A 24,171-nucleotide genomic window follows, 5' to 3' on the forward strand; every position below is an offset into this window, starting at 1 on the left:
GCTCGCTCCCGCGGCTAGCGCCACAGTTCACTGATGGGCGTGTCCGGTGAAAAGTCATGGGCAATTTGCGCTTGCAGTAGTTCAGCCGTTGCCATCGCATCCGTCAGCGCATGGTGGCTCTGGTAAAAGGGTAAGTGATAACGATGACGACTATCGGCTAAACGAATCGACTCGGGCGGGCGACGGGCAATCCAATCCATAAAGCTGCGTTTACCGTTTCTATGTTTGCGCGCTTCTAATTCCATGGTATCGACCATTGGGAAAATGATCCCCTCGCCTAGGCGCTGTTTGATCGCACGGTCCAGAAACTCCCGCTCAATACGGCGATAATGAACCACGACTACTGAGCCGGCTAGCGCGCTCAGTAAAGGTTCAATCACATGCGAAAAGTCAGGGGCATTCACGATATCTGAGTGAGTGATCCCATGAATGACAATCGACGACTCTGCCAACGGCCGGTTAGGGTTAACAATCCAGTGTTGCGCATGCTGACAACGAATGCGATTCAGGGTAAAGGGCACCAAGCCAATACTGACAATCGCATCTTGCTGGCTATCAAGCCCTGTGGTTTCAAAGTCTAACGCCACAAAAGACACCTGGGAGACAGGCGTATCAGGCGATACCCAGCCTTGCTGATAAAACGCTTGCAACGTCTCATGCTGGACCGTCTCACGTTTGGTTTCCAGCATGGCACGCCAATCCACGTCGTCGGCATCCTCTTTTTTTCTCAAATCGAAATGAAGCATACCCTCCCCTTAAGACCGATTCGGCTGATAGCGGAATTTCAAGAACTTCTGCGCGTTACTTAAGATCTGAAATGCATCTTTTAAGTTTCGACGTTCAAAGTCAGATAGGTTCTCTGGCTCGATGTTGTTGTCCGGCTCGCGACCCGCTTCGATGTCTAACGCTTGATGACGAATGCGCACCATAGAGATAAATTCCATTGCATCGCGTAAGTCTGGGCCTCGACCTTTAGGCAAGATCCCCGACTCGATAATATCGTCCAAACGCTCAAAGGAGTTTTGCGAGCGTGAATCGATCGCCAATGAATGTACCCGAATCAGATCGGCCAAAGGTGCCGTGCCACGACGTTTTAAGTTAATGGAATTGTTATGACGCCCGTCTTGCTCCATGACAAAGTCTTTGAAAAAGCCCAGTGGCGGTGTGCGATTGAGCGCATTGCGTGCCATCGCCGCCAAGAAGCGGTTGTTGCGGCGCGCACGACGACCAATAAAGGCTTTAAGTTGCTCTGCCCAGTTGGTGCGACCATGGACGCCATCAAGGTCAAAAAAGATATTGCTATCAAGTAGCGATCGCGGACTGGGATTATCAATCCAATCAGCAAAGCATTGCTCCCACTCTTTCAGCGTTTTTCGCCACTCAGGGTTAGTCGCCATAATATTGCCGGTGCAATACGTATACCCACACGCATTCAATCCATCAGAGACACGTTTAGACAAGGCTTCAAAATACGCATTGTGCTGACTGTGATCATAACTATCGTCCAAAATAATGGCGTTATCTTGGTCAGTAACAATTAACTGCTCGTCACGTGCCATTGACCCCATGGCCAAAAAGCAATACGGCACTGGCGGCTCACCGAGCTCTTCCTCAGCAAGCTCAAGCAAGCGCTGTTTAAAACTACGGCCAATCACCGACAACGCGGAGCCTATCATATGTGAATTCGCGTCTTCGTTGACCATACGGACAAAGCAATCTTTCACTTGTTTAGACAAGATGACCAAATCATCCACAGATTGTTGGCGGAAGATACTCGCCACCAAGAACAAACTGTTTTGCGACTCATAGCGCGCGATATCAGACAGTGCGACCACACCAATCGGCTTACCGTGTTGAATCACGGGCACATGATGAAGGTTTGAGCGCAAGATGGTCAGCATTGCCTCAAAGATATACGCATTGTGGTCAAGCGTGATCAGCTGTGGTGACATGATTTCTTGCACTGGCGTCTCATAAGGCAACCCTTCCGCTAAGACGCGATTACGTAAGTCACGATCCGTTATGATCCCCAGTACCGGCTTTATACCAGTATCAGGATCTGGCTCATCGCCCATCACCAGAATAGAAGAGACTGTCTCTTGTGACATGACCTGAGCAGCGTGCTGAACCGAGTCTGTACTGGATATCATTACCGGGTCACGGATAATCAGCTTTTTCACTTTTGAGGTGGTCAAATCATTGGCTTCGTTGTGACTCGATACCGCTTGGCGCAATCGGGTTCTGTCCTCTACCTCAACAAAATCAGCAAAGTGCTCAAAGTCATCAAAGAGCCGGTTGAACATCGCCTCTGGGATAAAATAGACCAAGGTATCCTCGATCGCTTTGGCGGGCATCCGGACGCGGTTGTTCATCAAAAGGCCCATCTGACCAAAGATATCGCCTTCTGAAATACGGTTGTACAAGGTTCCATTCCGGCGAAAGAGCTCGACCGCGCCACTACGCAGGATGGCTAAATCGTGAATTTCATCACCGTAAGCAAAAATATCGGTGCCTGCACGGTAGTAACTGATTTCAATACTGGTTGCTACCTCAGCCACCACCTCTTCCGGCATCGCGTCAAAAGGGGCGTACTGGGCAAGAAATGTCGCGATTTCAATTTGTTCAGCTTCCATAATGCTCACCTAAACCTGCATTTTATTGAAGGGCTCCCCTTTGGGGCATCCGTTCTTTCGCCAGCGACACAGCTCAAGCGCTGGCCGGGTAATAAAAAAGGCAGCCCCGAAGGCCTGCCTTTCCTATCTTAGCTAACAATCAAACAGTTAGCACACCTGTTTATTTCGCGCGTGGCTCAGAGGCCAAGCCTTTAAACAAGGAGACAGTCGCTACCAGGAGCACCACGGCGAATGGGAAGCCGGTGGAGACAGCCATCGCTTGCAACGCCACCAAGCCGCCGCCAAGGATCAGCGCCACCGCCACTAAACCTTCAAAAGTGGCCCAGAACACCCGTTGTGATACGGGTACATCCATTTTTCCACCCGCCGAGATGGTATCAAGCACCAAAGAGCCTGAGTCGGATGACGTGACGAAGAAGACAATGACAAGAATAATACCAATGAACGAGGTGATCGTCGCAAGTGGCAGGCCTTCAAGCATCGCAAACAACGTCAGAGACAGCTCGGCATCGACAACGGCGGTGTAGCCGTCGTTGACAAACTGGTCAATTGCCGTGCCCCCGAATGACGTCATCCAAAGCACACTGGCCGCCGATGGGATCAACAACACACAGGTAATGAACTCGCGTACCGTTCGACCCCGAGATACGCGCGCGATAAACATCCCGACAAATGGTGACCAAGAGATCCACCACGCCCAATAGAAGGATGTCCAACCTTGGGTAAAGTTGGCATCATCTCGCCCAAATGGCATCGCCAGTGCTGGCAAATTTTCTAAATAGGCGCCGAGATTACCGAAGAAACCGGTCAGAATCGCGAGCGTCGGGCCAACCGCAATCACAAACAGCAACAACAAGAACGCAAGGATAAGATTAAGCTCAGATAGGCGCTTCACCCCTTTATCGACGCCAGCGACAACGGAGAAGATCGCCATCGCGGTGATCACCACCACCAAGATGATCTCGGTCGTTGCGCCTAACGGCGTATCGAACAAGTAATGTAAACCACCGGACGCTTGTGAGGCACCAATACCGAGCGAGGTGGCAAGACCAAAGAGCGTCGCCACAATAGCTAAAATATCAATCACATGACCGGTCCAGCCCCAAACGCGCTCACCAAACAAGGGATAGAACACCGAGCGGATAGTCAGCGGCAACCCTTTATTGTAAGCAAACAGTGCAAGACCAAGCGCCAGCACCGCATAGATGGCCCAAGGGTGCAGTCCCCAGTGGAAAATGGTCGCGGACATACCTAAACGACGTGCCGCGTCTGTATCCCCCGCGGCACCGCCTAACGGGGCCCAGTCAGTCCGGATACCATTAGCATTTGTCGACGTGCCATCGAGCGCGGTTTGAAAATGCGTCAACGGCTCTGACACGCCATAGAACATAAGACCAATGCCCATACCCGCGGCGAAAAGCATCGCGAACCAGCCACCATAGCCAAAGTCCGGCTTGGCTTCTGTGCCACCCAGCCGCACTTTTCCTAACGGCGAGACAATCAGTATTAAGCAAGCAATGACGAAAACATTGCCTGTCGAGAGGAAAAACCAATCGAGATTTGCAGTCAGCCAAGCACGTAAATCGCCAAAAATCGGCCCCATTTTATCTTGAAAGGCCAAGGTCACAAAGACAAAGGCCATAATCGCCAGCCCTGAGACCATAAATACACGGTTGTGAATATCAAAACCAAACGGGCCCACTTTTAGGGCGACGTTATCCTGACCAACTTGGTAATCAGTGTCGATCGGATTAACTTTTCCGTCTGGCGTCATCATATCTTCATGGCTTTTATCGCTCACGCGTTAACTCCTTAGTTCGTCGATTCACAAGCCTTATGTGCTGCCGAACACTGCCGAAGGTTGCTTGGTATTTAAGCGTGATAAAAACACCAAAAAGGGTGGCAATGACAACACGGTCAACAAGAATATCATAGAGCGCACGCGCTTTAATTAGGCCCCTAACCGCTTGGTCACTTTGTCATCAAGGTTGTTACACACATACCTTGCCAGCACAGCTTAGTTACAACGAAGCAGATCCTTTGAACTCATTCTTTAACAGTTATAACGATTGGATAAAGGTGCTCGCTTTTGGCGCAATCAGGGAAGAAAAACACAATAGGTAGGGAAAACGTAACCAATAAAAAAAGCAGCCCGCTTGGGGCTGCTTATAAAACCTTAACGCGACGTTAAGTGTTTGGCTTAAGAAGCACGAGGCTCTGAGGCCAAACCTTTAAACAGTGACACGGTAGCAACCAGCAACACAATCGTGAATGGGAAGCCTGTCGACACCGCCATTGCTTGCAGGGCGACCAAGCCACCGCCAAGGATCAGCGCAACGGCCACCAAGCCCTCGAAAGAGGCCCAGAATACACGCTGTGGCACAGGAACATTCACTTTACCGCCGGCAGAAATGGTGTCGATAACCAATGACCCTGAGTCTGACGAGGTGATAAAGAACACCATGACCAGGATAATGCCGATAAACGAGGTGATCGCTGCTAGTGGCAGATCATCTAACATCGCAAACAGTTTCAGTGACAGCTCTGCGTCCGTAACCGCGGTATAGCCTTCATTGACGAACTGACCAATTGCGGTGCCACCAAAGGCAGTCATCCACAATACACAGGCTGCTGATGGGATGATCAACACACAAGTGATGAATTCACGCACGGTACGGCCACGCGATACGCGCGCAATAAACATACCGACGAATGGGGACCAAGAAATCCACCATGCCCAGTAGAAGGATGTCCAACCTTGAGTAAAGTTGGCATCTTCACGGCCAAATGGCATTGACAGCGCAGGCAAGTTTTGTAGATACGCGCCCAAGTTACCAAAGAAACCGGTCAGGATAGCGATGGTTGGACCCACTGCAATCACAAAGATGAGCAGCAATAGCGCAAGCATCATGTTGATTTCAGATAAGCGCTTGACCCCTTTATCAACACCAGCCACAACCGAAAGAATCGCGGCGCCTGTGATGCCCATTACCAGCAACACTTCTGTGGTATCACCTAGCGGTGTATCAAACAGATAGTGAAGACCCGCTGATGCCTGTGAGGCACCCAAGCCAAGCGATGTTGCAAGACCAAACAAGGTCGCGATGATTGCCAAAATGTCAATCACGTGGCCCGTCCAGCCCCAAACACGTTCACCGAACAGTGGGTAGAACACAGAACGCATGGTCAAAGGCAAGCCTTTGTTGTACGCAAACAGTGCCAGGCCTAACGCCAATACCGCGTAAATCGCCCATGGGTGTAAGCCCCAGTGGAAAATCGTGGCAGACATACCCAAGCGGCGCGCCGCCTCTGTATCACCGGCTGCCGCACCCAAAGGCGCCCAGTCAGTGCGAAGACCATCAGCGCCCACGGATGTCCCGCCTAACGCCGTTTGGAAATGCGTCAGTGGCTCTGAAACCCCGTAGAACATCAGACCAATACCCATACCGGCTGCGAAAAGCATCGCAAACCAGCCGCCGTAGCTGTAATCGGGCTTAGCTTCGGTACCACCGAGTCTCACTTTACCCAGTGGAGACGCAATCAGCACTAGACAGGCAATAACAAAAATGTTTCCTGCTGAAAGGAAGAACCAGTCTAGGTTTGAAGTTAGCCATCCACGTAGATCCCCAAAAACAGGACCAATTTGGTTTTGAAAGGCCAGGGTGACAAAAATGAAGGCCAAAATAGCCAGCCCTGAGACCATAAATACTCGGTTGTGAATATCAAAACCAAACGGGCCGAGTTTCAGTGCCACGTTATCCTGACCGACCTGATAATCAGTATCGATCGGGTTAACCTTCCCGTCTGGTGTCATCATATCTTCATGGCTTTTATCGCTCACGAGTTAACTCCTTAGTCCGTTTATTCGGAAGCCTGTGAGTGTTGGTGGTGCGCCCATTATTCATTGCTGTTCAAGCCATCTTTACCAGCAATAAAAGACCAGCTGTCACCACACAATCAACTACATTACCACATCTGAGAAAAAATTTAATTAGGCCCCTAACCAAATGTTTACTTTCTAACCAAGCACCCAACACCAACTTCCCTCCATGCCCCGATTTTACTGGCTTTCCCGGTTATTTGAACTCTTTATTTCAGAACAATAAACAATTTGGTTAATAGCGTTTTAGAACGCCTAACACCCTTTTAAAATCATAGTCGTATTTTCCACCATTGCTAAGCAAACATAACGATCGTGAAAGTCATCACGCTTGGGCAACTCGCTTGCTCATATCAAAGACACCATTGATGAAACAAAATGCAAACACAAAACACACAAAGTGACACTTGTCACATAAGAAAAACCACGTACAATACCGCCGCAATCGTTTTCCATCTCAAGTTTAACGTTTGCGGAGCAACATCATGCAGTTTGGCATTGGCCTGTTGGGGATTAGCGTCCTCTTTCTTATCGCGATGGGTTTTTCTGAAAATCGATCCGCGATTAACTGGCGCACCGTTGGCGGTGCATTCCTCATACAAATCGTCTTTGCTGGCTTTATCATCTCGGTTCCCCTTGGCCAGCGTATTTTGGCCAACGCGTCTGACACCGTCTCTGCGATCATCAGCTTTGGTGACATAGGCGCAGAGTTCCTCTTTGGCGATCTCGCTAAATTCAAACTCGGTTTTATATTCGCCTTTAATGTATTGCCCACCATCGTTTTTTTCTCTGCACTGATCGCTGTGCTGTACCACATTGGGGTCATGACATGGGTCATTAGCCTGATTGGTGGACTACTACGACGTGTACTCGGCACGTCGCGTACAGAATCAATGTCTGCCACCGCCAATATTTTTGTTGGCTCTGTTGAAGCGCCGCTGGTTGTTCGGCCTTTTCTTGCTGCCATGACACGCTCAGAGCTGTTTGCTGTCATGGTGGGTGGGCTCGCCTCAGTGGCTGGCGGCACCATGGTAGGCTATGCAGGGCTCGGTGTGGAAATGAAGTACCTTATTGCGGCGGCGTTTATGTCGGCACCGGCAGGACTCATGATGGCCAAGATCATCGTGCCACAAACCGAAACACCGATGACCCCGACGCAACATCAATCAGTGCAAGACACACAGGACAAACCAGTGAACCTGATTGATGCCGGCACGCAAGGCGCCTTAAGTGGCTTACAAATCGCCATGGCAGTGGGTGCCAGTTTATTGGCCGTGATCAGTATGATTGCGCTCATCAATGGTGGGTTAGGTAAGCTTGGTCCTCTTTTGAACCTGCCTCAGCTAAGCCTTGAATGGCTGTTTGGCTACCTGTTCGCGCCGGTGGCTTGGTTAATTGGCATTCCTTGGCATGAAGCCATGACCGCAGGCACCTTGATTGGTAAAAAAATCGCGGTGAACGAGTTTGTTGCTTTTGCCGATTTTATGAACTTAAAAGGCCAATTATCCGCCCACAGTCAAGCTATCGTGACGTTTGCGCTGTGTGGTTTTGCCAACTTGACCTCCATTGCCATGCTGATGGGAGGCCTAGGCGGCATCGTACCCGAACGCCGAGGCGATATTGCGACACTCGGTATGCGAGCCATTCTCGCGGCGACACTCGCCAACCTGATGAGTGCGACCCTGGCAGGTCTCTACCTTTCCTTGTGATTCCCCTAGCGTATTCGCTCGCGGCCACTCACGCTGTTTCTCACCATGGACGGTGAGTAAACGAAAATGGACTCGAAAACCGCACTGGCACTCTGTTACACTTAGTTAACTTCACGTAAAGAGATGTAATAACATGCGATACCCATGGGTTTTATTCGATGCCGACGAGACCTTGTTTCACTTTGATGCGTTCTCCGGCTTACAACGTCTGTTCTCGCATTACGATGTCGATTTTGATCAGCAGGCGTTTGCCGAATACTCCGCACGCAATAAACCACTGTGGGTACAGTATCAAAATGGGGAAATTGATGCCCAGACTCTACAGACCGAACGCTTTACGGACTGGGGAAAGCGCTTAAACGTCGCCCCTTCTTCCTTAAACCAAGGGTTTTTAGATGCCATGGCAGACATCTGTGAACCATTACCAGGGGCTCGGGAACTCATCAACGCCATTTCCCCGCATGCTCATATTGGTATCATCACCAACGGGTTTACGGCTTTACAAGATATTCGTTTAGAAAAAACAGGATTGAAGGCGGCGATCTCTACGTTAGTCATTTCTGAGCAGGTCGGTGTCGCTAAGCCTGACCCACGTATCTTTGAACATGCGTTTGAAAAAATGGGGCATCCGCCTAAAGAGAAAATCTTGATGGTGGGTGATAACCCACATTCTGACGTTCTCGGTGGCATGCAAGCCGGCATCGATACGTGTTGGCTAAATGTCGATAATACCCCAGTCCCTGAAGATATTGCGCCGACACACCAAGTTGACTCTCTACATCAATTAAAAAATTGGCTACTGCCAACCTAAACAGTGACAAAAAAAGAGAGCAAACATGCTCTCTTTTTATCGGCACCGCCATTGTTAACGGCGGCTTGAACTCAATCGCGCGTCTTTTAGCTGTGGTCGCCTTTGATGAATGCGGCTTGCTCTACACGCTCACCTTGATCGGTGCTAGCCACAAAGTTGATTGAGCGGCTGTTTTGGTTCTGAGCATGGATAAATACACGACCAGACTCATCCGTTACCTTCGCATCAAGACCCGACTCATTGGCGACTTTAGCGCCTTTTACCGCTTGGCCTTGTTCAGTGACCGTTACCCAAGCGCCCCCTTCTGCAGGGTCTACATCGAGGTTCAGACCACCAGCCATGACAGACGTTGAAGCGAGCGTTAGGGCAAAGATTGCAGCAAGTTTTTTCATGGTTTGTTTCCTCTTTCGTAATGGGTTGACAGCTATTAAACGCAAATTGTGCCGGTGATTTGTCACCTCAATGTCTCCATTTCTAAAAATCTGTCTCCAGAGACTCATCAAGGCGCAATCACGGTTCGACATTGTCATTGCGCTATTGCCGTGGAACGAGAATGAGATTACGCCTGACAGACCGTGACGACAATCACAATAATATGAATGACTCGTTCGAAAAATTTCACAAGACGGCGGCGGTTATTAGGCGTAGAAAAGAGGAAGATGGGGAATATTCTCCTTACCAGTGATCGACTTCGCTTCCGTCCTCGTTTTCACCCTTGCAACAAGTTGATACTTCCCAAGTCGTCACCAAGGGTTGTAATAAGGCAACTTATTGGGTGGGGAAACGAACGCAAAAGGGAGAACAATGATGTTAACACGCACGATCACGAAATTAGCCATCACTGCGACATTGCTGGTTGGGATGGGAAACGCCGTCGCTGCCCACCACAAAGGTGAGCATGACATTGTTGATACAGCAATGAAAAATGACGACTTTTCAACATTGGTGGCAGCCGTTAAAGCCGCGGACCTTGTTGATACATTGAAAGGAAAGGGCCCGTTTACCGTCTTTGCCCCCACGAATGCGGCTTTCGATAAGTTACCTGATGGCACGGTAGACACCCTACTCAAGCCAGAAAACAAAGACAAACTCACCGAGATCCTGACCTACCACGTCGTCCCTGGAAAAGTAACGGCAGAGCAAGTGATGGGAATGTCTTCCGCGACCACAGTGCAAGGCAGTGACGTAATGATCAAAACATCGTACGGGGATGTCAAAATCGATAACGCTACCGTCGTCAAGCCCGATATCATGACCTCCAACGGCGTAATCCATGTGATTGATACCGTGATAATGCCCTAGTACTTTGTCCGTCTCGCTCAACAAGGTCGCTCGTGAGGCGATATGAGTGAGGCACCAAACCTCGGTACACACATAGATACGTAAAAAAAACAGCCTGCTCTTGGAGCAGGCTGTTTTATTCATCTGTCTATAGACAAATCATACACCGAATGTCACGCCGCTTTATCAGTGCACTTTTGTTGAAACTTACCTAACAGCGCGTGGTAGAAGTCATGGTCAGATAAGGTACCAACCAGTTTCCCTTCTTCGATGAGTAACACCGGCTTAACAGTGTGATAGCGAATTTCAATCGCATCACGCATTTCGATGTCAGGCGAGGCAACCACAATGGTGTCGTCTCCAACTTGTGACAGATCTTGAACGTCTTTTTCCCATTCAACGACTCGTAAGGGCTGTGAGCCTGCAGCGGCTGACAAACGACCGCCCTGCTCTGCGGTGACCCAAATATCACGCTGCTCACACACTTTCCAACGGTTGTCGACATGAGGTAAGTCGTCAACAGATTTCATCATCGAACGCCCTTTCAACACGTTCAATGGATTAGTATGAGCAACAAAGTCACGCACGTAATCCGTCTCAGGACGCAGCACAATGTCTTCAGGCTTACCATGTTGAATAAGCTGGCCTGATTCCATAATGGCAATGTTATTACCAATTTTCAGGGCTTCGTCCAAATCATGGCTCACAAACAAAATCGTTTTATTGAGCTTTTTCTGCAACTCTAGCAACTCATCTTGTAGCTGCGCACGGATCAGTGGATCCAGTGCCGAGAAAGGTTCATCCATCAGTAGAATATCACTGTCCATCGCGAACGCACGGGCCAAGCCAACGCGCTGCTGCATACCACCAGACAGCTCATGCGGGTATTGATAAGCCCAGTCGTCCAACCCGACCATTTCTAGCTTTTCCAGCGCTTGTCGACGACGCTCTTTCTTGCTGATACCTTTCATTTCTAGGCCAAAGGCGACGTTATCAACCACTGTCATCCAAGGCATAAGTGCAAACTTTTGAAACACCATAGATGCACGGTTAGTACGAAGGTGGCGAAGCGTTTGCGAGTCAACTGTTGCCATGTCGACCATTCTGTTGCCATCACGGACTTCAAGACTACCGCGGCTGATGGGGTTCAATCCATTCACGGCGCGCAGTAGGCTCGATTTACCTGAGCCTGATAAACCCATCAAGACACAGATTTCACCTTCTTTCACATTGAGTGAGACATTGTCCACGCCCACAACTTGACCGGTCTTTTCGATAATCTCTGAGCGGCTTAATCCGTCATCAAGCAGATCCAGTGCTGGCTTAACATTGTCGCCAAACACCACGTCTAAATTTTTAATTGCGATTGCGTCCATGGTTTCCCCCTTATTCGTTGCCTTGATTTGGTGCTTTACACAGGCGGTCAAGAATGATGGCTACCAATACAATCGCCAGACCCGCTTCAAAACCCTGAGAAATGTTGACGGTATTCAGTGCACGAACCACTGGTTTACCGAGGCCGTCAGCACCTACCAGCGCCGCGATCACCACCATCGACAGTGACAACATAATGCACTGAGTCACACCCGTCATAATGCTAGGCAGTGCCGCAGGAAGCTCCACTTTAAACAGTAGTTTCATACGGTTAGCACCAAATGCGCGTCCTGCCTCTACCAACTCTTCCGGTACACGGGTAATGCCGAGATACGTCAAACGAATCGGCGCCGCGATGGCAAAAATGATGGTTGAAATCAGACCTGGGACAATGCCCAAACCGAACAGCACCAAGGTTGGGATCAAGTACACAAACGGCGGTACCGTCTGCATCAAGTCCAATAAGGGCCGCATAATGGTGTACACCAAGGGCCGATGCGCGGCCATTATCCCAAGCGGTATGCCAATTAATACGGAAATCGTTGTCGCGGCAAATACCAGAACAAAGGTTTCCAGCATCTCTTGCCAGTAGCCCAGGTTGAGGATCAACAAGAGCGCACTCACAACAAAGATCACGATGGAAATTCGACGCTGCAGGTACCATGCTAAGGCGGCTGTCATAATGATCGGCCCTGCCGCTGGCATCCATTTAAAAATGTCGACTAATAGTGTGATGGTCGTATCTAAGCCAATTGAGATCGCATCAAAAAAGCCGGCGGCGTTCATGGTTAGCCAGTCAACACCATTTTCCATCCATTGACCGAGTGGGATCTTGTTATCTGTAATAATATTCACAATAAAACCTTAGGGGCGGCGTTAACACCGCCCTCTCCTTCTACACTTTTTTTATTTACGCTTCAGTCTTTTTCAGGTACTCAGTGACCGCTTCAACCGCGTTCTCACCATCAACGGTGGTCACGCCGTCCAGCCACTTGTTCAGCACACTTGGGTTATTACGCAACCACTCGCGTGCCGCGGCCTGAGGCTTCTCTCCGTCATTAAGGATTTTGCCCATCATTTCGTTTTCCATCTTGAGGCTGAACTCAAGTTGCTCAAGCATTTGACCGACGTTCGCACACTGCTCGACATAGCCGCTACGCACGTTGGTATGAACCGTGGCACCGCCATAGTTAGGACCAAAGTACTCGTCAGCACCAGATAGGTATTTCATATCAAAGTTGCTGTTCATTGGGTGCGGGGCCCAACCGAGGAAGGCAACCCACTTGTCACGACGAACGGCACGAGACACCTGAGACACCATGCCAGCTTCACTGGATTCGATAAGACGGAAGTCACCCAGGTTGAAATCATCGGTATCGATCATTTTCTGGATCTGGCGGTTACCGTCGTTACCTGGCTCAATGCCATAAATGCGTGAGTCGAACTTGTCAGCGTATTTCGCGATATCTGCGACGCTAGTAACACCCGCATCGTAAACATACTTAGGCACGGCGAGGGTGTATTTGGCACCTGTCAGGTTGGCGCGAACGCTGTCGATCGAGCCTTCGTCAAGATACTTTTTGATATCGCCTGTTTGCGTAGGCATCCAGTTACCGAGGAATACGTCGATGTCGCCCGACGCAAGTGATGAGAAGGTTACCGGCAAAGACAATAGATCGGTTTGTGTCTCGTAACCCATGCCTTTCAGCACTTCAGTAGTGATGGCAGTCGTTGAGGTCACGTCTGTCCAACCGATATCCGAAAAGCGGACTGTCTCACACTGATTAGCGGCGGCGCTAAAAGCGACCATTGAGCTCAAACCGACTGCGGTCATCAGAGTTTTGCTGGTTTTACGTTTATTCATTGACATCTTAGTTTCCTTGTAATGCTTACTGATTAGTTTCTAGTGTGTGCTCACCAACGGTGGCATCATCACTCTGCGCGTTTTGATTGCGTTGCTTGTGCTGCCACTCAGCCGCAATCCATACTGGCACCTGCTCGGCAGGCAAGAGTGGCTTTTCAAGGATCATGTCAGCGGCGCGCTCCGCTACCATGATGGTTGGGGCATTTAGGTTGCCGTTAGGGATTGTCGGGAAGACAGACGAGTCCACCACCCGCAACCCTTGAATTCCACGCACACGGCACTGCTCATCAAGCACAGCCAATGCGTCATCGTCGGCGCCCATTTTGCAAGTACACGAGGGGTGATACGCGCTTTCCACGTTGTCTTTCACCCAACGGTCAATCGCTTCATCAGACTGAACATCATTGCCCGGCTGAATTTCATCGCCGCGGAAGGTATCCATCGCGTTTTGCGCCATGATTTCACGGGTCAAACGGATGGTATCGCGCCAGTCTTGGCGATCTTGCTCGGTGGTAATGTAGTTAAATAAGATTGACGGCTTATCGTGCGGATCGGCTGATTTGATCCGAACGTGGCCGCGGCTCTCTGGTTTGTTCGGGCCGACGTGTACCTGAAAACCATGGCCATCAAACGCGGCTTTGCCGTCATAGCGCATCGCTGCAGGCAAGAAATGATACTGAACGTTCGGCCACTTCAATCCTTCACGAGAGCGAATAAAAGCGCATGACTCAAAGTGGTTGGTGGCCCCCAGCCCCTTACGGGTTAAGATCCACTCAGTACCAATCATGCCTTTGCTGATAAGGCCCAGCTTGCTATTAAGCGTAATAGGCTGTTTGCAGTGGAACTGGAAGTAGACCTCGAGGTGATCTTGCAGGTTTTCACCCACACCCGGCAGTTCATGCTTAACGTCTACGCCAGCTTTCTCGAGCACATCACGTGAACCAATCCCTGATAACTGCAGCAGCTGTGGCGATCCCACTGAACCCGCACTCGAAATGACTTCTTTGTCGGCCATCACATGCTCGATGTTGCCGCCTTTTTCAAATTCCACACCTACCGCGCGCTTGCCTTCCAACAAGATGCGGCGGGTGACCACACCTTTTTTCAAGGTCAGGTTGCTGCGCTTCAGTGCGCGGCGCAGATAAGCGTTCGACGTTGAGGCACGCACGCCCTTATCGACAGTCATGTGCATAGGGCCAAAGCCCTCTTGCTGATAACCGTTGTAATCGTTGGTTTCGGGATAGCCTGCTTCGACACCCGCATCAATAAAGGCTTGATACAGCGGGTTGAGTTTCATGTCGTTACCGTTACATGTGCCCACAGGCCCCTGACCGCCACGGTAAGTATCGGCACCGCCAGACCAGGTTTCTGCGCGCTTAAAGTACGGCAAACAGCTCGCGTAATCCCAACCGTTAGCACCGTGCTCAACCCACTCTTCAAAGTCACAAGCGTGACCGCGGACATACACCATGCCATTAATCGATGAGCTTCCCCCCAGCACTTTGCCACGTGGACAATGCAGTTGGCGGCCATCAAGGCCTGGCTCAGGCAAAGATTCAAACTGCCACGCGTAGCGTTTGGTATTCATCGGGATCGATAGCGCCGTTGGCATCTGAATAAAAATGCTCTTATCGGTACCACCGGCTTCCAGCAATAACACTTGATGTTGGCCTGACTCGGTCAGCCGATCAGCCAATGCACAGCCGGCCGAACCCGCGCCGACGATAATATAATCGTAGCGTTGTGACATATTGGTCGCTCCGTTAGAAATTAGGCGTAAGGGCTGGCGAAGTCGCCAAGCTCGATCAACACACTCTTGGTTTGGGTATAATGCGTGAGGGTTTCGACACCATTTTCACGCCCTACCCCTGAATGCTTATAGCCACCGACAGGCATTTCAGCCGGCGAATCGCCCCAGGTGTTGACCCAGCAAATACCCGCTTCGAGTTGATGAATAATGCGATGTGCACGCGATAGGTTTTGGGTGAAGACACCAGCCGCTAGGCCATAGTGAGTATTGTTGGCACGTGCTACCACTTCTTCCTCGTCAGAGAAACGCAGCACTGACATCACAGGGCCAAAGATCTCGTCACGAACATGCGCCATGCTGTCATCACAGTCAGTAAAGATGGTGGGGGCAACAAAGTTCCCCTTGTCGAGACCATTCTCAGTCACGCGATACCCCCCCGTCAGCAAGGTCGCACCGCTTTGTTTTGCGGTCTCGATAGCCGTCATCACTTTCTCAAGGTGATCGGTTGAGATCAGCGCACCAATTTGCGTGTTCATGTCGGTTGGGTCACCGATAACAAGCTTTTCAGTACGATGTTTAAGCTGTTCAATAAAGCGGTCATAGATGCTGTCATGAACAAACACACGTGTACCGTGCGTACACACTTCACCCTGGGTGTAGAAGTTTGCCACCATTGCTGCGGATACCGCGTTGTCCAGGTCGGCATCATCAAACACGATACATGGCGATTTACCGCCTAGTTCCATCGTGACTGATTTCAGGGTCTTCGCGGCGTCACCCATCACGGTTTTGCCCGTGCCCACTTCACCGGTAAACGATACTTTGGCAATCTCAGGATGTGCCGTCAGCATTTGACCCACACGATAATCACCCTGCACCACATTAAAGACACCGGCAGGCATACCCGCTTCTGCAAAGATCTCTGCCAGTTTCAGTGCGGTCAGCGGTGTTTCTTCCGAGGGTTTGAAAACCATGGCATTACCCGCGGCTAAGGCAGGTGCTGACTTCCACATGGCAATTTGAATCGGATAGTTCCATGCACCAATGCCTGCACACACACCCAGTGGCTCACGGCGGGTGTAGAAGAATTGGTTGTCAGAAAGCGGTTGCTGCTCACCTTGCATTGATGGTACCAAGTTAGCAAAGTACTCAATCGCATCCGCGCCCGTCACCACGTCAACCTCTACCGCTTCTTGCATCGGTTTACCGGTATCTAGTACTTCCAGTTTGGCTAGCTCATCATTACGTTCACGTAACAACGCAACGGCTTTAAGCAAAATACGGCTACGCTCCATGGCCGTCATACGTGACCAAACCGCAAAACCTTGCTTAGCGGCATCCACCGCAGCTTGCACATCGTCTGCCGAGGCTTGGCCAATTTGCGCCAGTGTCTCGCCCGTTGCTGGGTTTACCGTTGCAAACTGCTCACCGCTTGTTGCGGAGGTAAGCTGACCGTTAATAAAAAGCGTTTTCGCATCCATGATTAATCCTGAATTCTTTTCTGTTCGAGTGTGCATGTAAGGCTCTGTTGAGGCTTAGCTCTGAGGACGACCATAAAAGGTCAGTTGCTTATCCAAATAGTCATTGATAATGGTGCGTGCGTTGTTGGCATCAATACCTTTAGGGTTCAATGCACCACGCAACCAGATACCATCAATCAATGCGGCAATCCCCTGAGCAACCATCGCAGCCTGCTCTTCTGGCAATAGTGCGCGAAGTTCAATGCGCAAATGTGACAGCAAGCGTTTCTCGTTCACGCGTTGTAAACGATGTAACTCGTTGTCATGCATGGCATAAGACCAGAACGCCAACCAGGTTTTAACCACATCAGATTTGGCCTGAAAACCTTCAAAGTTGGCATTAATAATCGCGTTAATACGCGCCTGGTGGTGATGACGCGGAATTTCTTTCAATGCGCCGATCACAGTGGCTGAAAGCTCGCGCAATACCACGCGCATCGTTTCTTCCAGCAAGCCATGCTTACCACCGAAGTAGTGGTTGATAATGCCTGTCGATACGCCGGCTTCCTTACTAATCAGAGAAATACTTGCCGCATGTAGCCCCACTCGACCAATCACCGTCATGGTGGCTCTAACAAGTTGCGGTTTTCGTACTTCCGGCATCCCTACCTTAGGCATTTCGTCTCCCATTCGTTTTTAATTGAACGATTAGTTAAAGATAATCTTACACGCTAATCTTTAGATCTCAAACATTATTTTTAACCAATTTGCTACACCCACCCCTACTAAAAAACAGCTAGATAAAGATAAAACAATGATTTAGGTCAATTTTACCCTGACTGATTCCAGACCTAATATTTTGTGCTGATAGCACTATTTGTGAGCAAATCGTGTAAAAAACCGCCTTACCAAACCCTAAAAGCTGGCTTTAATAAGGGGCATAAAGAAGAAAAACGCTTCATTGTCTCGACGACCGAGACGTGCCGCCCACATAACAATAAAAAGATAACAGCAAAATGCGGCACATTAGAGGAATATCGCTACTAATTAGCCACAAGTGGTAGTTAGGCACGGATCGTCACAATAAGATAAAGAGAGGAAAGCGTCGTACTAAACGGACGACAAATAAATGAGATGTAATGGTTAACCCCCTAAATGTTTAGGGTGACAAGTTTTATGACGTCGCAGCGTGATGCATGAAGCGATAACAGGCAACCTTGACATCGCTTAATAGAAGCGCGTTTAAGGCCAGCCACAAGGAGGGCATAAAAAAGCGCTCAGGCCTGTCAAAAAGCCTGAGCGCCTCATCGATGGTGTTAACGTCGCCTTACTCGTAGTTAAGCTCTGTCGCTTTCCCCGAGAAGACACGATAAACAAACAGGGTATACAAGAAGATCATGGGCAAGACAAACATGGCACCATAGCCCACAATCAATAAGGTACCCGGCGCACTGGCCGCTTCTTTTGCTGTCATCACCCCAGGAATAATATCGGGGAAAAAGCTATACGCGAGACCAAAGAAACTCAATGCGAATAGGAAAATTGCACCAATGAACGGGAACTGGTATCCCACATCGTTTTCGACCGGTACGTGGCGTAGGTAGCGATCAACAAGCAGCATGATGGCAAGACAAACCAACGGGACGGGTGCGAGTAATAAAATTTCAGGGAAGCCAAACCAACGCGCTGCGACTGTCTCACTGACCAGAGGATTGACAATACTGATCGCTAACACCCCCAGTGCTGCCAGCCAACCGCCACGACGTGACCATTTAGCCGCACGTTTTTGCAAATCCCCCTCGGTTTTCATCACCAGCCAGGTACCGCCGATATAGATGTACGCTGCGGTAACACAGAGGCCGCTTAATAGCGCAAACAAATATGAGCCTGTGCTGTCATCAAAGGCCAACACATAGCGACCAATCATGTAGCCTTGCGTCATTGACGCGATAAAAGACCCGGCTTTAAAACAACGGTCCCAGAGATCTTTACGCTCTGGCTTCACCTTGGCACGAAAATCAAAAGAGACACCACGCAAGATAAGCCCTGCTAGCATCACAGACGTTGGCAGGTACAGTTCAGTCAAAATCATGCTGTGGGCCGCTGGGAAAGCAATCAGCAACAATCCCACCGCCAACACCAGCCAGGTTTCGTTGGCATCCCAAAAGGGACCAATTGACGCAATCATACGGTCACGCTGCGCCTGATTGCAGCTTGGTAACAGCATACCGACGCCAAGGTCGTAGCCATCAAGCACGGCATACATGAAGACCGAAAAGCCAAACAGCAGCAGATAAATTTCAGGCAGATAAGGAGTTATGCTCATACGTTCACCTCTTTCTCAGGCTGAGCGTGATTGTCTGATTGATATTCAGGCAGGCGTTTTTTCGCCAAAAAGAATAAGGTGCGGATATACGCCACCATTAGCACCGCGTAGAGCGTCAGGTAAATGGTTAAGGTAATCCCTACGTGCGAGCTTGCGACTGGAGTGACCGCATCGGCGGTTTTAAGCACCCCCTGCACCAGCCAGGGCTGACGACCGATTTCCGTCACATACCAGCCTGAAAGCGTGGCCACCCAACCGGAAAACGTCATAGCGACCAGGCCGATTAAGTGCCACTTGGGCATCGGCTGGTTACGCCACACGCGATACGCTGTAAACCAGCTTACCAGCAGCATCAATACGCCCACTCCGACCATAATGCGGAAACCAAAGAACAACGGCTTCACCGGCGGATGATAGTCAAAGCTTTCCAGCCCTTTGATCTCGCCGTCGAGTTGGTGAGTCAGAATCAAGCTCGCCAGATTCGGGATCCCAACTTCAAAGTCGTTGGAACGTGTTTCTTCATTGGGTACCGCAAACAACAGCAAAGGCGCACCCTGCTCGGTTTCCCAAACCCCTTCCATGGCCGCAATTTTCTGCGGCTGATGTTCAAGGGTATTGAGACCATGCATATCACCGACAAAAATTTGCAAGGGAATAAGGATGGCGGCAGCCGTGATCCCTACTTTTAATGGTTTATCTGCCACACCTGATTTAGGCGATTTCAACTTCTGGTAGGCGGAAATACCGGCGATCAAGAAAGAAGCCGTCAGGCCAGACGCCAGCAGCATATGGCTTAAACGATACGGCATGGACGGATTAAAAATCACCTCGAACCAACTGGTTGGATGCACCACACCATCGATGATTTCAAAACCGGTTGGCGTATGCATCCAGCTATTCAGCACCAAAATCCAGAACGCAGAAATAGTGGTACCAATCGCTACCAGCAGCGTCGCTAATGTGTGCACCCAGTTCGGGACGCGATTTTTACCAAACAGCATAATGCCAAGGAAGGTCGCCTCCATGAAAAAGGCGGTCATCACCTCATAACCCAACAGTGGGCCGGCAATATTACCGACCTTTTCCATAAAGCCAGGCCAATTGGTGCCGAACTGGAAACTCATGGTGATCCCAGACACCACCCCTAGCGCAAACGTGAGCGCGAACACTTTTACCCAGAAATAGTAGGTATCCAACCAGATTTGCTCACCGGTACGGTTGTGCCGGAACTTGAAAAACACCAGCATCCACCCAAGTGCTATCGTGATGGTGGGAAACAGGATGTGGAAACTGATGTTGGCCGCAAACTGGATCCGCGACAACATTAATGTATCTAACATGACATTACCCTCAGGAGGTTAACTACCCGATTCTTCGTTGGATTTGCTGTGAAACAGCTTGCCGGACAGCTCAAGAAGCTTGCCGACACTGCTACCCAGCTTCATCAAGTTTTTTAGATGTTCAGGTTTCATTTGCTGCACATCGTCAAACCAGTGGTTAAACAGCTCTAGGAGATCGTGGATTTCGTGCAACTGTTTAACCGAGTGACTCTCTGCGTCGTCTTCACTCCGCATAAAGTGTGAGCGCAGCATAGATAAGGTAGGGTCGACTTCTCGCTTCTTCCTTTCGGCGAGAACTTGCTGCGCCAATTCCCAGATAGTGCCATTCGGCACAAAGTAGTCCTTTCTATCTCCAGGGGTACGCTGCGAACGGATCAAGTGCCAGCCTTGCAGCTCTTTGGTTGCCATACTGACATTGCCACGAGAAATGTTGAGTGCCGACACAATGTCGTCTGCGCTCAGTGGATGCTCACTCAAAACAATCAGTGCCAGCATTTCGCCCACCGAACGGTTAAAGCCCCAACGACTTCCCATTTCACCAAAGTGCATCACCACATTACGTAGTTCTTGTGACAGCTCCATCTTGATCTCCCTCGCAGTGCCTTTGAGAAATAATACGGAGTTTCTTTGCGGGGGATCAATGAAAATTTGGAAATTTCAGAAATTATTGAAAATAGAAAAGCGAAGTTGTAAGCAAACGTAAGGAGAGGTTATGGATACGTTACAGTCGGCTATGATTAAACATGATCGAAGTCACACAGATTACGTATTCACAGACGCAAAAGAAAGAGGAAACACACAAACAGATACACAATTGAGAGGTTTATAAACATCGAGTCTCTCAACATAAATAGTTTTTTATACTGGAAACCACGATATATTTGGGGACAATGTCACATGCGAGACATCGCTAGGCGCTATACTCCTCAGCGTGCGCGAACTTATAACGATTCGACATGGCGCACCAATGATTAATACCTGAACAAAAGGAAGTTTGCTGTCATGTTCAAAAAGACGCAGCGAGAGCTGGACACCTGCCGAGCAGAAAAAGCCTCGCTCCAAGCAGAACTCAACGCTATCCAAGCACATATTGCGACCATCACCTTCACACCCGATGGCATTATTACCGATGTTAATGACAAATTGCTAAATATCATCGGCTACACCTACGATGAAGTGATCGGACAGCATCATCGCACGGTCTGTTTCGAGGAAACCAGCCAAGCATCAAGCTATCGGCAGTTTTGGCAATCGCTCGCACAAGGAAAGTCACAAAAGGGGGTGTTTCGCCGCCGCCATCAGACCGGCGCGGAAATTTGGCTGGAAGCGACCTATGTCCCCATTAAAGATGCCAACGGTAAGGTAGTCAGTATTCGCAAGTTAGCCGCGGATGTCACCAAGCCGCACCAGGATGCGCGTCGACAAGAAGCCATATTGGCGGCGATTAATCGCTCATTGGCGGTGATTGAATTTGAACCGGATGGCACGATTATTCGTGCCAACGATAACTTCCTCACCGCGGTAGGCTACCAAGATCACGAGATAAAAGGCCAACATCACCGCCTCTTCTGTGATCAGGACTTTTATGATGAAAACCCTGACTTTTGGGAGAATTTAGCTCGAGGACAATTCACCTCCGGGCAATACCTGCGCCGCGACAAACATGGCAATGAGGTGTGGTTGGAAGCCACCTATAATCCCGTTTTTGATGTGGAGGGAAACGTGCGTCAGGTGATCAAGTTCGCTACCGCCATCACCGATACGGTGAAACAAAACCAAGCGGTCAATCAAGCGGCTGAACTCGCTCAAGCTTCGTCAGAACAAACCCTTAGCGATAGTGAAAAAGGCAGTGCACTGCTGCAAGAGGCCGTGACCTTATCACAAAGCGTGACCGACCAAGCGGGCGAAGCCGCGAATCAAGTCAATCAATTGAGTGAGCACGCACAAAGTATCGAAAACATCGTGACCACCATTAAGCAGATCGCGGAACAAACCAACCTCCTAGCATTGAACGCAGCGATTGAGGCCGCACGCGCCGGCGAACAAGGACGTGGTTTTGCCGTCGTCGCAGATGAAGTGCGCGGTTTATCACAACGTACCAGCCAATCTACCACCGAAATTGCCGATGTCGTCGATGAAAATCTACAACTGATCAAAGGGGTAAGCGATGCGATGGCAAAAGTCACTGAACAATCTTCGCTCGGACAGGAAAAGGTAACCGCCGCCGATACTGTGATGACCGCTATTCATGCTGGCGCAGAAGAGGTCTCCGCTACCGTTCGTCGCCTGACACACTAACTGTTGGTCATTGCCATCCGGTCGCGATGAGCATCAAGGATAAGGAATAACATGCACACCCAAGCCAGCAGCGCCACACAGTTGAAATTATCGGAGCTCATTTTGGCGTTAAGTACCGCGTTGGATATGACCGAGGGGCAGCCTCCTGAGCACTGTATGCGCTGCACGTGGTTAGGAATGAAACTCGCTGACGCCTTAGCGCTCGATGATCAACAACGTCATGATCTTTTCTATACGTTGCTGCTAAAAGATGCGGGCTGCAGCAGCAATGCGGCACGGATCTGTGAGCTTTACCTCACCAACGACTTGGCCTTTAAACAAAGCTACAAAGTTGTCGATGGTAGCTTGTCCAGCGTACTCAACTTTGTACTTAAAAATACCGGCGTCAAACGCGGCTTCATGCAAAAGCTCTCGACGACACTTGATATCATCCGCAACGGTGACATGTATGCGCAAGAGCTGATTGAAACACGATGTACCCGCGGTGCCGATGTCGCACGCGATTTGCGTTTTAATGAAACCGTTGCTGAAGCCATCTATGCGCTGGATGAACACTATGATGGCGGAGGGCGTCCTGACCAGTTAAAAGCCGAACAGATCCCTTTGTTTTCGCGCATCGCATTGATGACACAGGTCATTGATGTCTTCCGAACCGAGTCCGGTGTCAACGCCGCACTCAGCGAGCTAAAAAACCGCCGCGGTACTTGGTTTGATCCGACGCTCGTCGACACCTTTTTACAGATAGCGCGCGATCCGCAGTTTTGGCAGCAGCTGGACAGCCCCGCATTAAAAGAAGACGTACTGTCGATGACGCCGGCAGACACATGTATCTGGGTCGATGATGACTATCTGGATGACATTGCGGCGGCTTTCGGACGCATTGTTGATGCCAAAAGCCCTTTCACCTCCGGGCACAGCGAGCGCGTGGCCGTTTACGCCAGCTTAATTGCTGATGAACTTGGCATCAGTGAACAGGATAAAAAATGGCTAAAGCGTGGCGCGTTACTGCACGATATTGGCAAGCTCGGCGTGAGCAATGATGTGCTCGATAAACCGGGAAAACTGGATGACGACGAATGGGAGCACGTTAAACGCCATGCAGCACTGAGCAAAACCATCTTATCGAAAATCCACCAATTCGATCACCTCGCCAAGTTCGCCAGCGCTCATCACGAAAAGCTCGATGGTACTGGGTACCCTGAAGGTATCAAAAGCGATGACATTTCTTTGCTCACTCGCATTATCACCACCGCGGATATTTTCGATGCGATCACTGCAGAGCGCCCCTATCGTGGCCCTATTCCGATGAACAAAGCCCTCTCGATCATGAAAGAGGAGACAGGGACTGCCATTGACACGCAATGTTTACAGGCGCTAATTGCTGGCCTCGAGCGACTGCCTGACCACTTTATTGTTCATGACGATACCTAGATCACATCATAGAT

Annotated in this window: 19 protein-coding genes; 5 read left to right on the forward strand and 14 right to left on the reverse strand. The window is 49.9% G+C overall.

Going from position 1 to position 24,171, the window contains the following annotated elements; all coding sequences use genetic code 11:
* Positions 1 to 14: 14 nt before the first annotated feature.
* The 4 genes from WN56_RS03275 to WN56_RS03290 all read right to left on the reverse strand — a co-directional run bounded on the left by WN56_RS03275 (position 15) and on the right by WN56_RS03290 (position 6,450).
* On the reverse strand, positions 15 to 746 hold the full coding sequence (locus WN56_RS03275; protein WP_046073594.1) for a 3'-5' exonuclease: 732 nt from the start codon (positions 744 to 746) through the stop codon (positions 15 to 17).
* A gap of 9 nt (positions 747 to 755) precedes the next feature.
* Positions 756 to 2,633 carry a DUF294 nucleotidyltransferase-like domain-containing protein gene (locus WN56_RS03280; RefSeq protein ID WP_046073595.1) on the reverse strand — a complete coding sequence of 626 codons (1,878 nt, stop codon included), beginning with the start codon at positions 2,631 to 2,633 and terminating at the stop codon, positions 756 to 758.
* 160 nt (positions 2,634 to 2,793) lie between these two features.
* Positions 2,794 to 4,410 (reverse strand): BCCT family transporter, encoded by a 1,617-nt coding sequence (locus WN56_RS03285; RefSeq protein WP_197075734.1) that lies wholly within the window; start codon positions 4,408 to 4,410, stop codon positions 2,794 to 2,796.
* A 423-nt stretch (positions 4,411 to 4,833) separates the two neighbouring features.
* On the reverse strand, positions 4,834 to 6,450 hold the full coding sequence (locus tag WN56_RS03290) for a BCCT family transporter (protein WP_197075735.1): 1,617 nt from the start codon (positions 6,448 to 6,450) through the stop codon (positions 4,834 to 4,836).
* 548 nt (positions 6,451 to 6,998) lie between these two features.
* Here WN56_RS03290 and WN56_RS03295 point away from each other — a divergent pair.
* Both WN56_RS03295 and yjjG read left to right on the forward strand, forming a co-directional pair.
* Positions 6,999 to 8,222, forward strand: a complete 1,224-nt coding sequence (locus WN56_RS03295; RefSeq protein WP_046073598.1) for a NupC/NupG family nucleoside CNT transporter — start codon at positions 6,999 to 7,001, stop codon at positions 8,220 to 8,222.
* Between the two features lie 133 nt (positions 8,223 to 8,355).
* The gene (gene yjjG / locus WN56_RS03300; protein WP_046073599.1) at positions 8,356 to 9,033 is read left to right on the forward strand and encodes a pyrimidine 5'-nucleotidase; all 678 of its coding nucleotides are present in this window, start codon (positions 8,356 to 8,358) and stop codon (positions 9,031 to 9,033) included.
* An 86-nt stretch (positions 9,034 to 9,119) separates the two neighbouring features.
* On the opposite strand, the gene WN56_RS03305 is transcribed toward yjjG, so the two are convergent.
* On the reverse strand, positions 9,120 to 9,425 hold the full coding sequence (locus WN56_RS03305; RefSeq protein ID WP_046073600.1) for a hypothetical protein: 306 nt from the start codon (positions 9,423 to 9,425) through the stop codon (positions 9,120 to 9,122).
* A gap of 415 nt (positions 9,426 to 9,840) precedes the next feature.
* On the opposite strand from WN56_RS03305, the gene WN56_RS03310 reads away from it, so the two are divergent.
* Positions 9,841 to 10,335 carry a fasciclin domain-containing protein gene (locus WN56_RS03310; protein ID WP_046073601.1) on the forward strand — a complete coding sequence of 165 codons (495 nt, stop codon included), beginning with the start codon at positions 9,841 to 9,843 and terminating at the stop codon, positions 10,333 to 10,335.
* 152 nt (positions 10,336 to 10,487) lie between these two features.
* Here WN56_RS03310 and choV read toward each other — a convergent pair whose 3' ends face one another.
* The 9 genes from choV to WN56_RS03355 all read right to left on the reverse strand — a co-directional run bounded on the left by choV (position 10,488) and on the right by WN56_RS03355 (position 21,010).
* Entirely contained in the window at positions 10,488 to 11,690 is a 1,203-nt protein-coding gene (gene choV, locus WN56_RS03315) for a choline ABC transporter ATP-binding protein (RefSeq protein ID WP_046073602.1), read from the reverse strand.
* Between the two features lie 10 nt (positions 11,691 to 11,700).
* On the reverse strand, positions 11,701 to 12,543 hold the full coding sequence (gene choW / locus WN56_RS03320; RefSeq protein ID WP_046073603.1) for a choline ABC transporter permease subunit: 843 nt from the start codon (positions 12,541 to 12,543) through the stop codon (positions 11,701 to 11,703).
* A 55-nt stretch (positions 12,544 to 12,598) separates the two neighbouring features.
* The gene (locus tag WN56_RS03325) at positions 12,599 to 13,558 is read right to left on the reverse strand and encodes a choline ABC transporter substrate-binding protein (protein WP_046073604.1); all 960 of its coding nucleotides are present in this window, start codon (positions 13,556 to 13,558) and stop codon (positions 12,599 to 12,601) included.
* Between the two features lie 19 nt (positions 13,559 to 13,577).
* Positions 13,578 to 15,302 (reverse strand): choline dehydrogenase, encoded by a 1,725-nt coding sequence (gene betA, locus WN56_RS03330; RefSeq protein ID WP_046073605.1) that lies wholly within the window; start codon positions 15,300 to 15,302, stop codon positions 13,578 to 13,580.
* Between the two features lie 20 nt (positions 15,303 to 15,322).
* Entirely contained in the window at positions 15,323 to 16,783 is a 1,461-nt protein-coding gene (gene betB, locus WN56_RS03335) for a betaine-aldehyde dehydrogenase (protein WP_046073606.1), read from the reverse strand.
* A 54-nt stretch (positions 16,784 to 16,837) separates the two neighbouring features.
* Entirely contained in the window at positions 16,838 to 17,440 is a 603-nt protein-coding gene (betI, locus tag WN56_RS03340; protein WP_046073607.1) for a transcriptional regulator BetI, read from the reverse strand.
* Positions 17,441 to 18,089: 649 nt separating this feature from the next.
* On the reverse strand, positions 18,090 to 19,088 hold the full coding sequence (gene cydB / locus WN56_RS03345; RefSeq protein WP_046073608.1) for a cytochrome d ubiquinol oxidase subunit II: 999 nt from the start codon (positions 19,086 to 19,088) through the stop codon (positions 18,090 to 18,092).
* The gene (locus WN56_RS03350) at positions 19,085 to 20,428 is read right to left on the reverse strand and encodes a cytochrome ubiquinol oxidase subunit I (RefSeq protein ID WP_046073609.1); all 1,344 of its coding nucleotides are present in this window, start codon (positions 20,426 to 20,428) and stop codon (positions 19,085 to 19,087) included. The genes cydB and WN56_RS03350 overlap by 4 nt, the downstream gene beginning before the upstream one ends.
* 18 nt (positions 20,429 to 20,446) lie before the next feature.
* On the reverse strand, positions 20,447 to 21,010 hold the full coding sequence (locus WN56_RS03355; protein WP_046073610.1) for a GbsR/MarR family transcriptional regulator: 564 nt from the start codon (positions 21,008 to 21,010) through the stop codon (positions 20,447 to 20,449).
* A 420-nt stretch (positions 21,011 to 21,430) separates the two neighbouring features.
* On the opposite strand from WN56_RS03355, the gene WN56_RS17155 reads away from it, so the two are divergent.
* Positions 21,431 to 22,726: a PAS domain-containing methyl-accepting chemotaxis protein gene (locus WN56_RS17155; RefSeq protein ID WP_046073611.1), complete on the forward strand. Its 1,296-nt coding sequence runs from the start codon at positions 21,431 to 21,433 to the stop codon at positions 22,724 to 22,726.
* 51 nt (positions 22,727 to 22,777) lie between these two features.
* Positions 22,778 to 24,157 (forward strand): HD-GYP domain-containing protein, encoded by a 1,380-nt coding sequence (locus WN56_RS03365; RefSeq protein WP_046073612.1) that lies wholly within the window; start codon positions 22,778 to 22,780, stop codon positions 24,155 to 24,157.
* Positions 24,158 to 24,171: the final 14 nt, after the last annotated feature.

This window comes from Salinivibrio sp. KP-1, assembly GCF_000968645.1.
Lineage (GTDB): Bacteria > Pseudomonadota > Gammaproteobacteria > Enterobacterales > Vibrionaceae > Salinivibrio > Salinivibrio siamensis.

Excerpts from the sequence above, each read along its gene's own strand:
- WN56_RS03350 (WP_046073609.1), bottom strand. The coding sequence starts at position 20,428 with ATGTTAGATACATTAATGTTGTCGCGGATCCAGTTTGCGGCCAACATC.
- WN56_RS03285 (WP_197075734.1), bottom strand. The coding sequence starts at position 4,410 with ATGATGACGCCAGACGGAAAAGTTAATCCGATCGACACTGATTACCAA.
- WN56_RS17155 (WP_046073611.1), top strand. The coding sequence starts at position 21,431 with ATGTTCAAAAAGACGCAGCGAGAGCTGGACACCTGCCGAGCAGAAAAA.
- WN56_RS03310 (WP_046073601.1), top strand. The coding sequence starts at position 9,841 with ATGTTAACACGCACGATCACGAAATTAGCCATCACTGCGACATTGCTG.
- choV (WP_046073602.1), bottom strand. The coding sequence starts at position 11,690 with ATGGACGCAATCGCAATTAAAAATTTAGACGTGGTGTTTGGCGACAAT.
- WN56_RS03290 (WP_197075735.1), bottom strand. The coding sequence starts at position 6,450 with ATGATGACACCAGACGGGAAGGTTAACCCGATCGATACTGATTATCAG.
- WN56_RS03305 (WP_046073600.1), bottom strand. The coding sequence starts at position 9,425 with ATGAAAAAACTTGCTGCAATCTTTGCCCTAACGCTCGCTTCAACGTCT.
- WN56_RS03280 (WP_046073595.1), bottom strand. The coding sequence starts at position 2,633 with ATGGAAGCTGAACAAATTGAAATCGCGACATTTCTTGCCCAGTACGCC.
- betI (WP_046073607.1), bottom strand. The coding sequence starts at position 17,440 with ATGCCTAAGGTAGGGATGCCGGAAGTACGAAAACCGCAACTTGTTAGA.
- betB (WP_046073606.1), bottom strand. The coding sequence starts at position 16,783 with ATGGATGCGAAAACGCTTTTTATTAACGGTCAGCTTACCTCCGCAACA.
- WN56_RS03275 (WP_046073594.1), bottom strand. The coding sequence starts at position 746 with ATGCTTCATTTCGATTTGAGAAAAAAAGAGGATGCCGACGACGTGGAT.
- WN56_RS03325 (WP_046073604.1), bottom strand. The coding sequence starts at position 13,558 with ATGTCAATGAATAAACGTAAAACCAGCAAAACTCTGATGACCGCAGTC.
- WN56_RS03355 (WP_046073610.1), bottom strand. The coding sequence starts at position 21,010 with ATGGAGCTGTCACAAGAACTACGTAATGTGGTGATGCACTTTGGTGAA.
- WN56_RS03365 (WP_046073612.1), top strand. The coding sequence starts at position 22,778 with ATGCACACCCAAGCCAGCAGCGCCACACAGTTGAAATTATCGGAGCTC.
- yjjG (WP_046073599.1), top strand. The coding sequence starts at position 8,356 with ATGCGATACCCATGGGTTTTATTCGATGCCGACGAGACCTTGTTTCAC.
- cydB (WP_046073608.1), bottom strand. The coding sequence starts at position 19,088 with ATGAGCATAACTCCTTATCTGCCTGAAATTTATCTGCTGCTGTTTGGC.
- WN56_RS03295 (WP_046073598.1), top strand. The coding sequence starts at position 6,999 with ATGCAGTTTGGCATTGGCCTGTTGGGGATTAGCGTCCTCTTTCTTATC.
- betA (WP_046073605.1), bottom strand. The coding sequence starts at position 15,302 with ATGTCACAACGCTACGATTATATTATCGTCGGCGCGGGTTCGGCCGGC.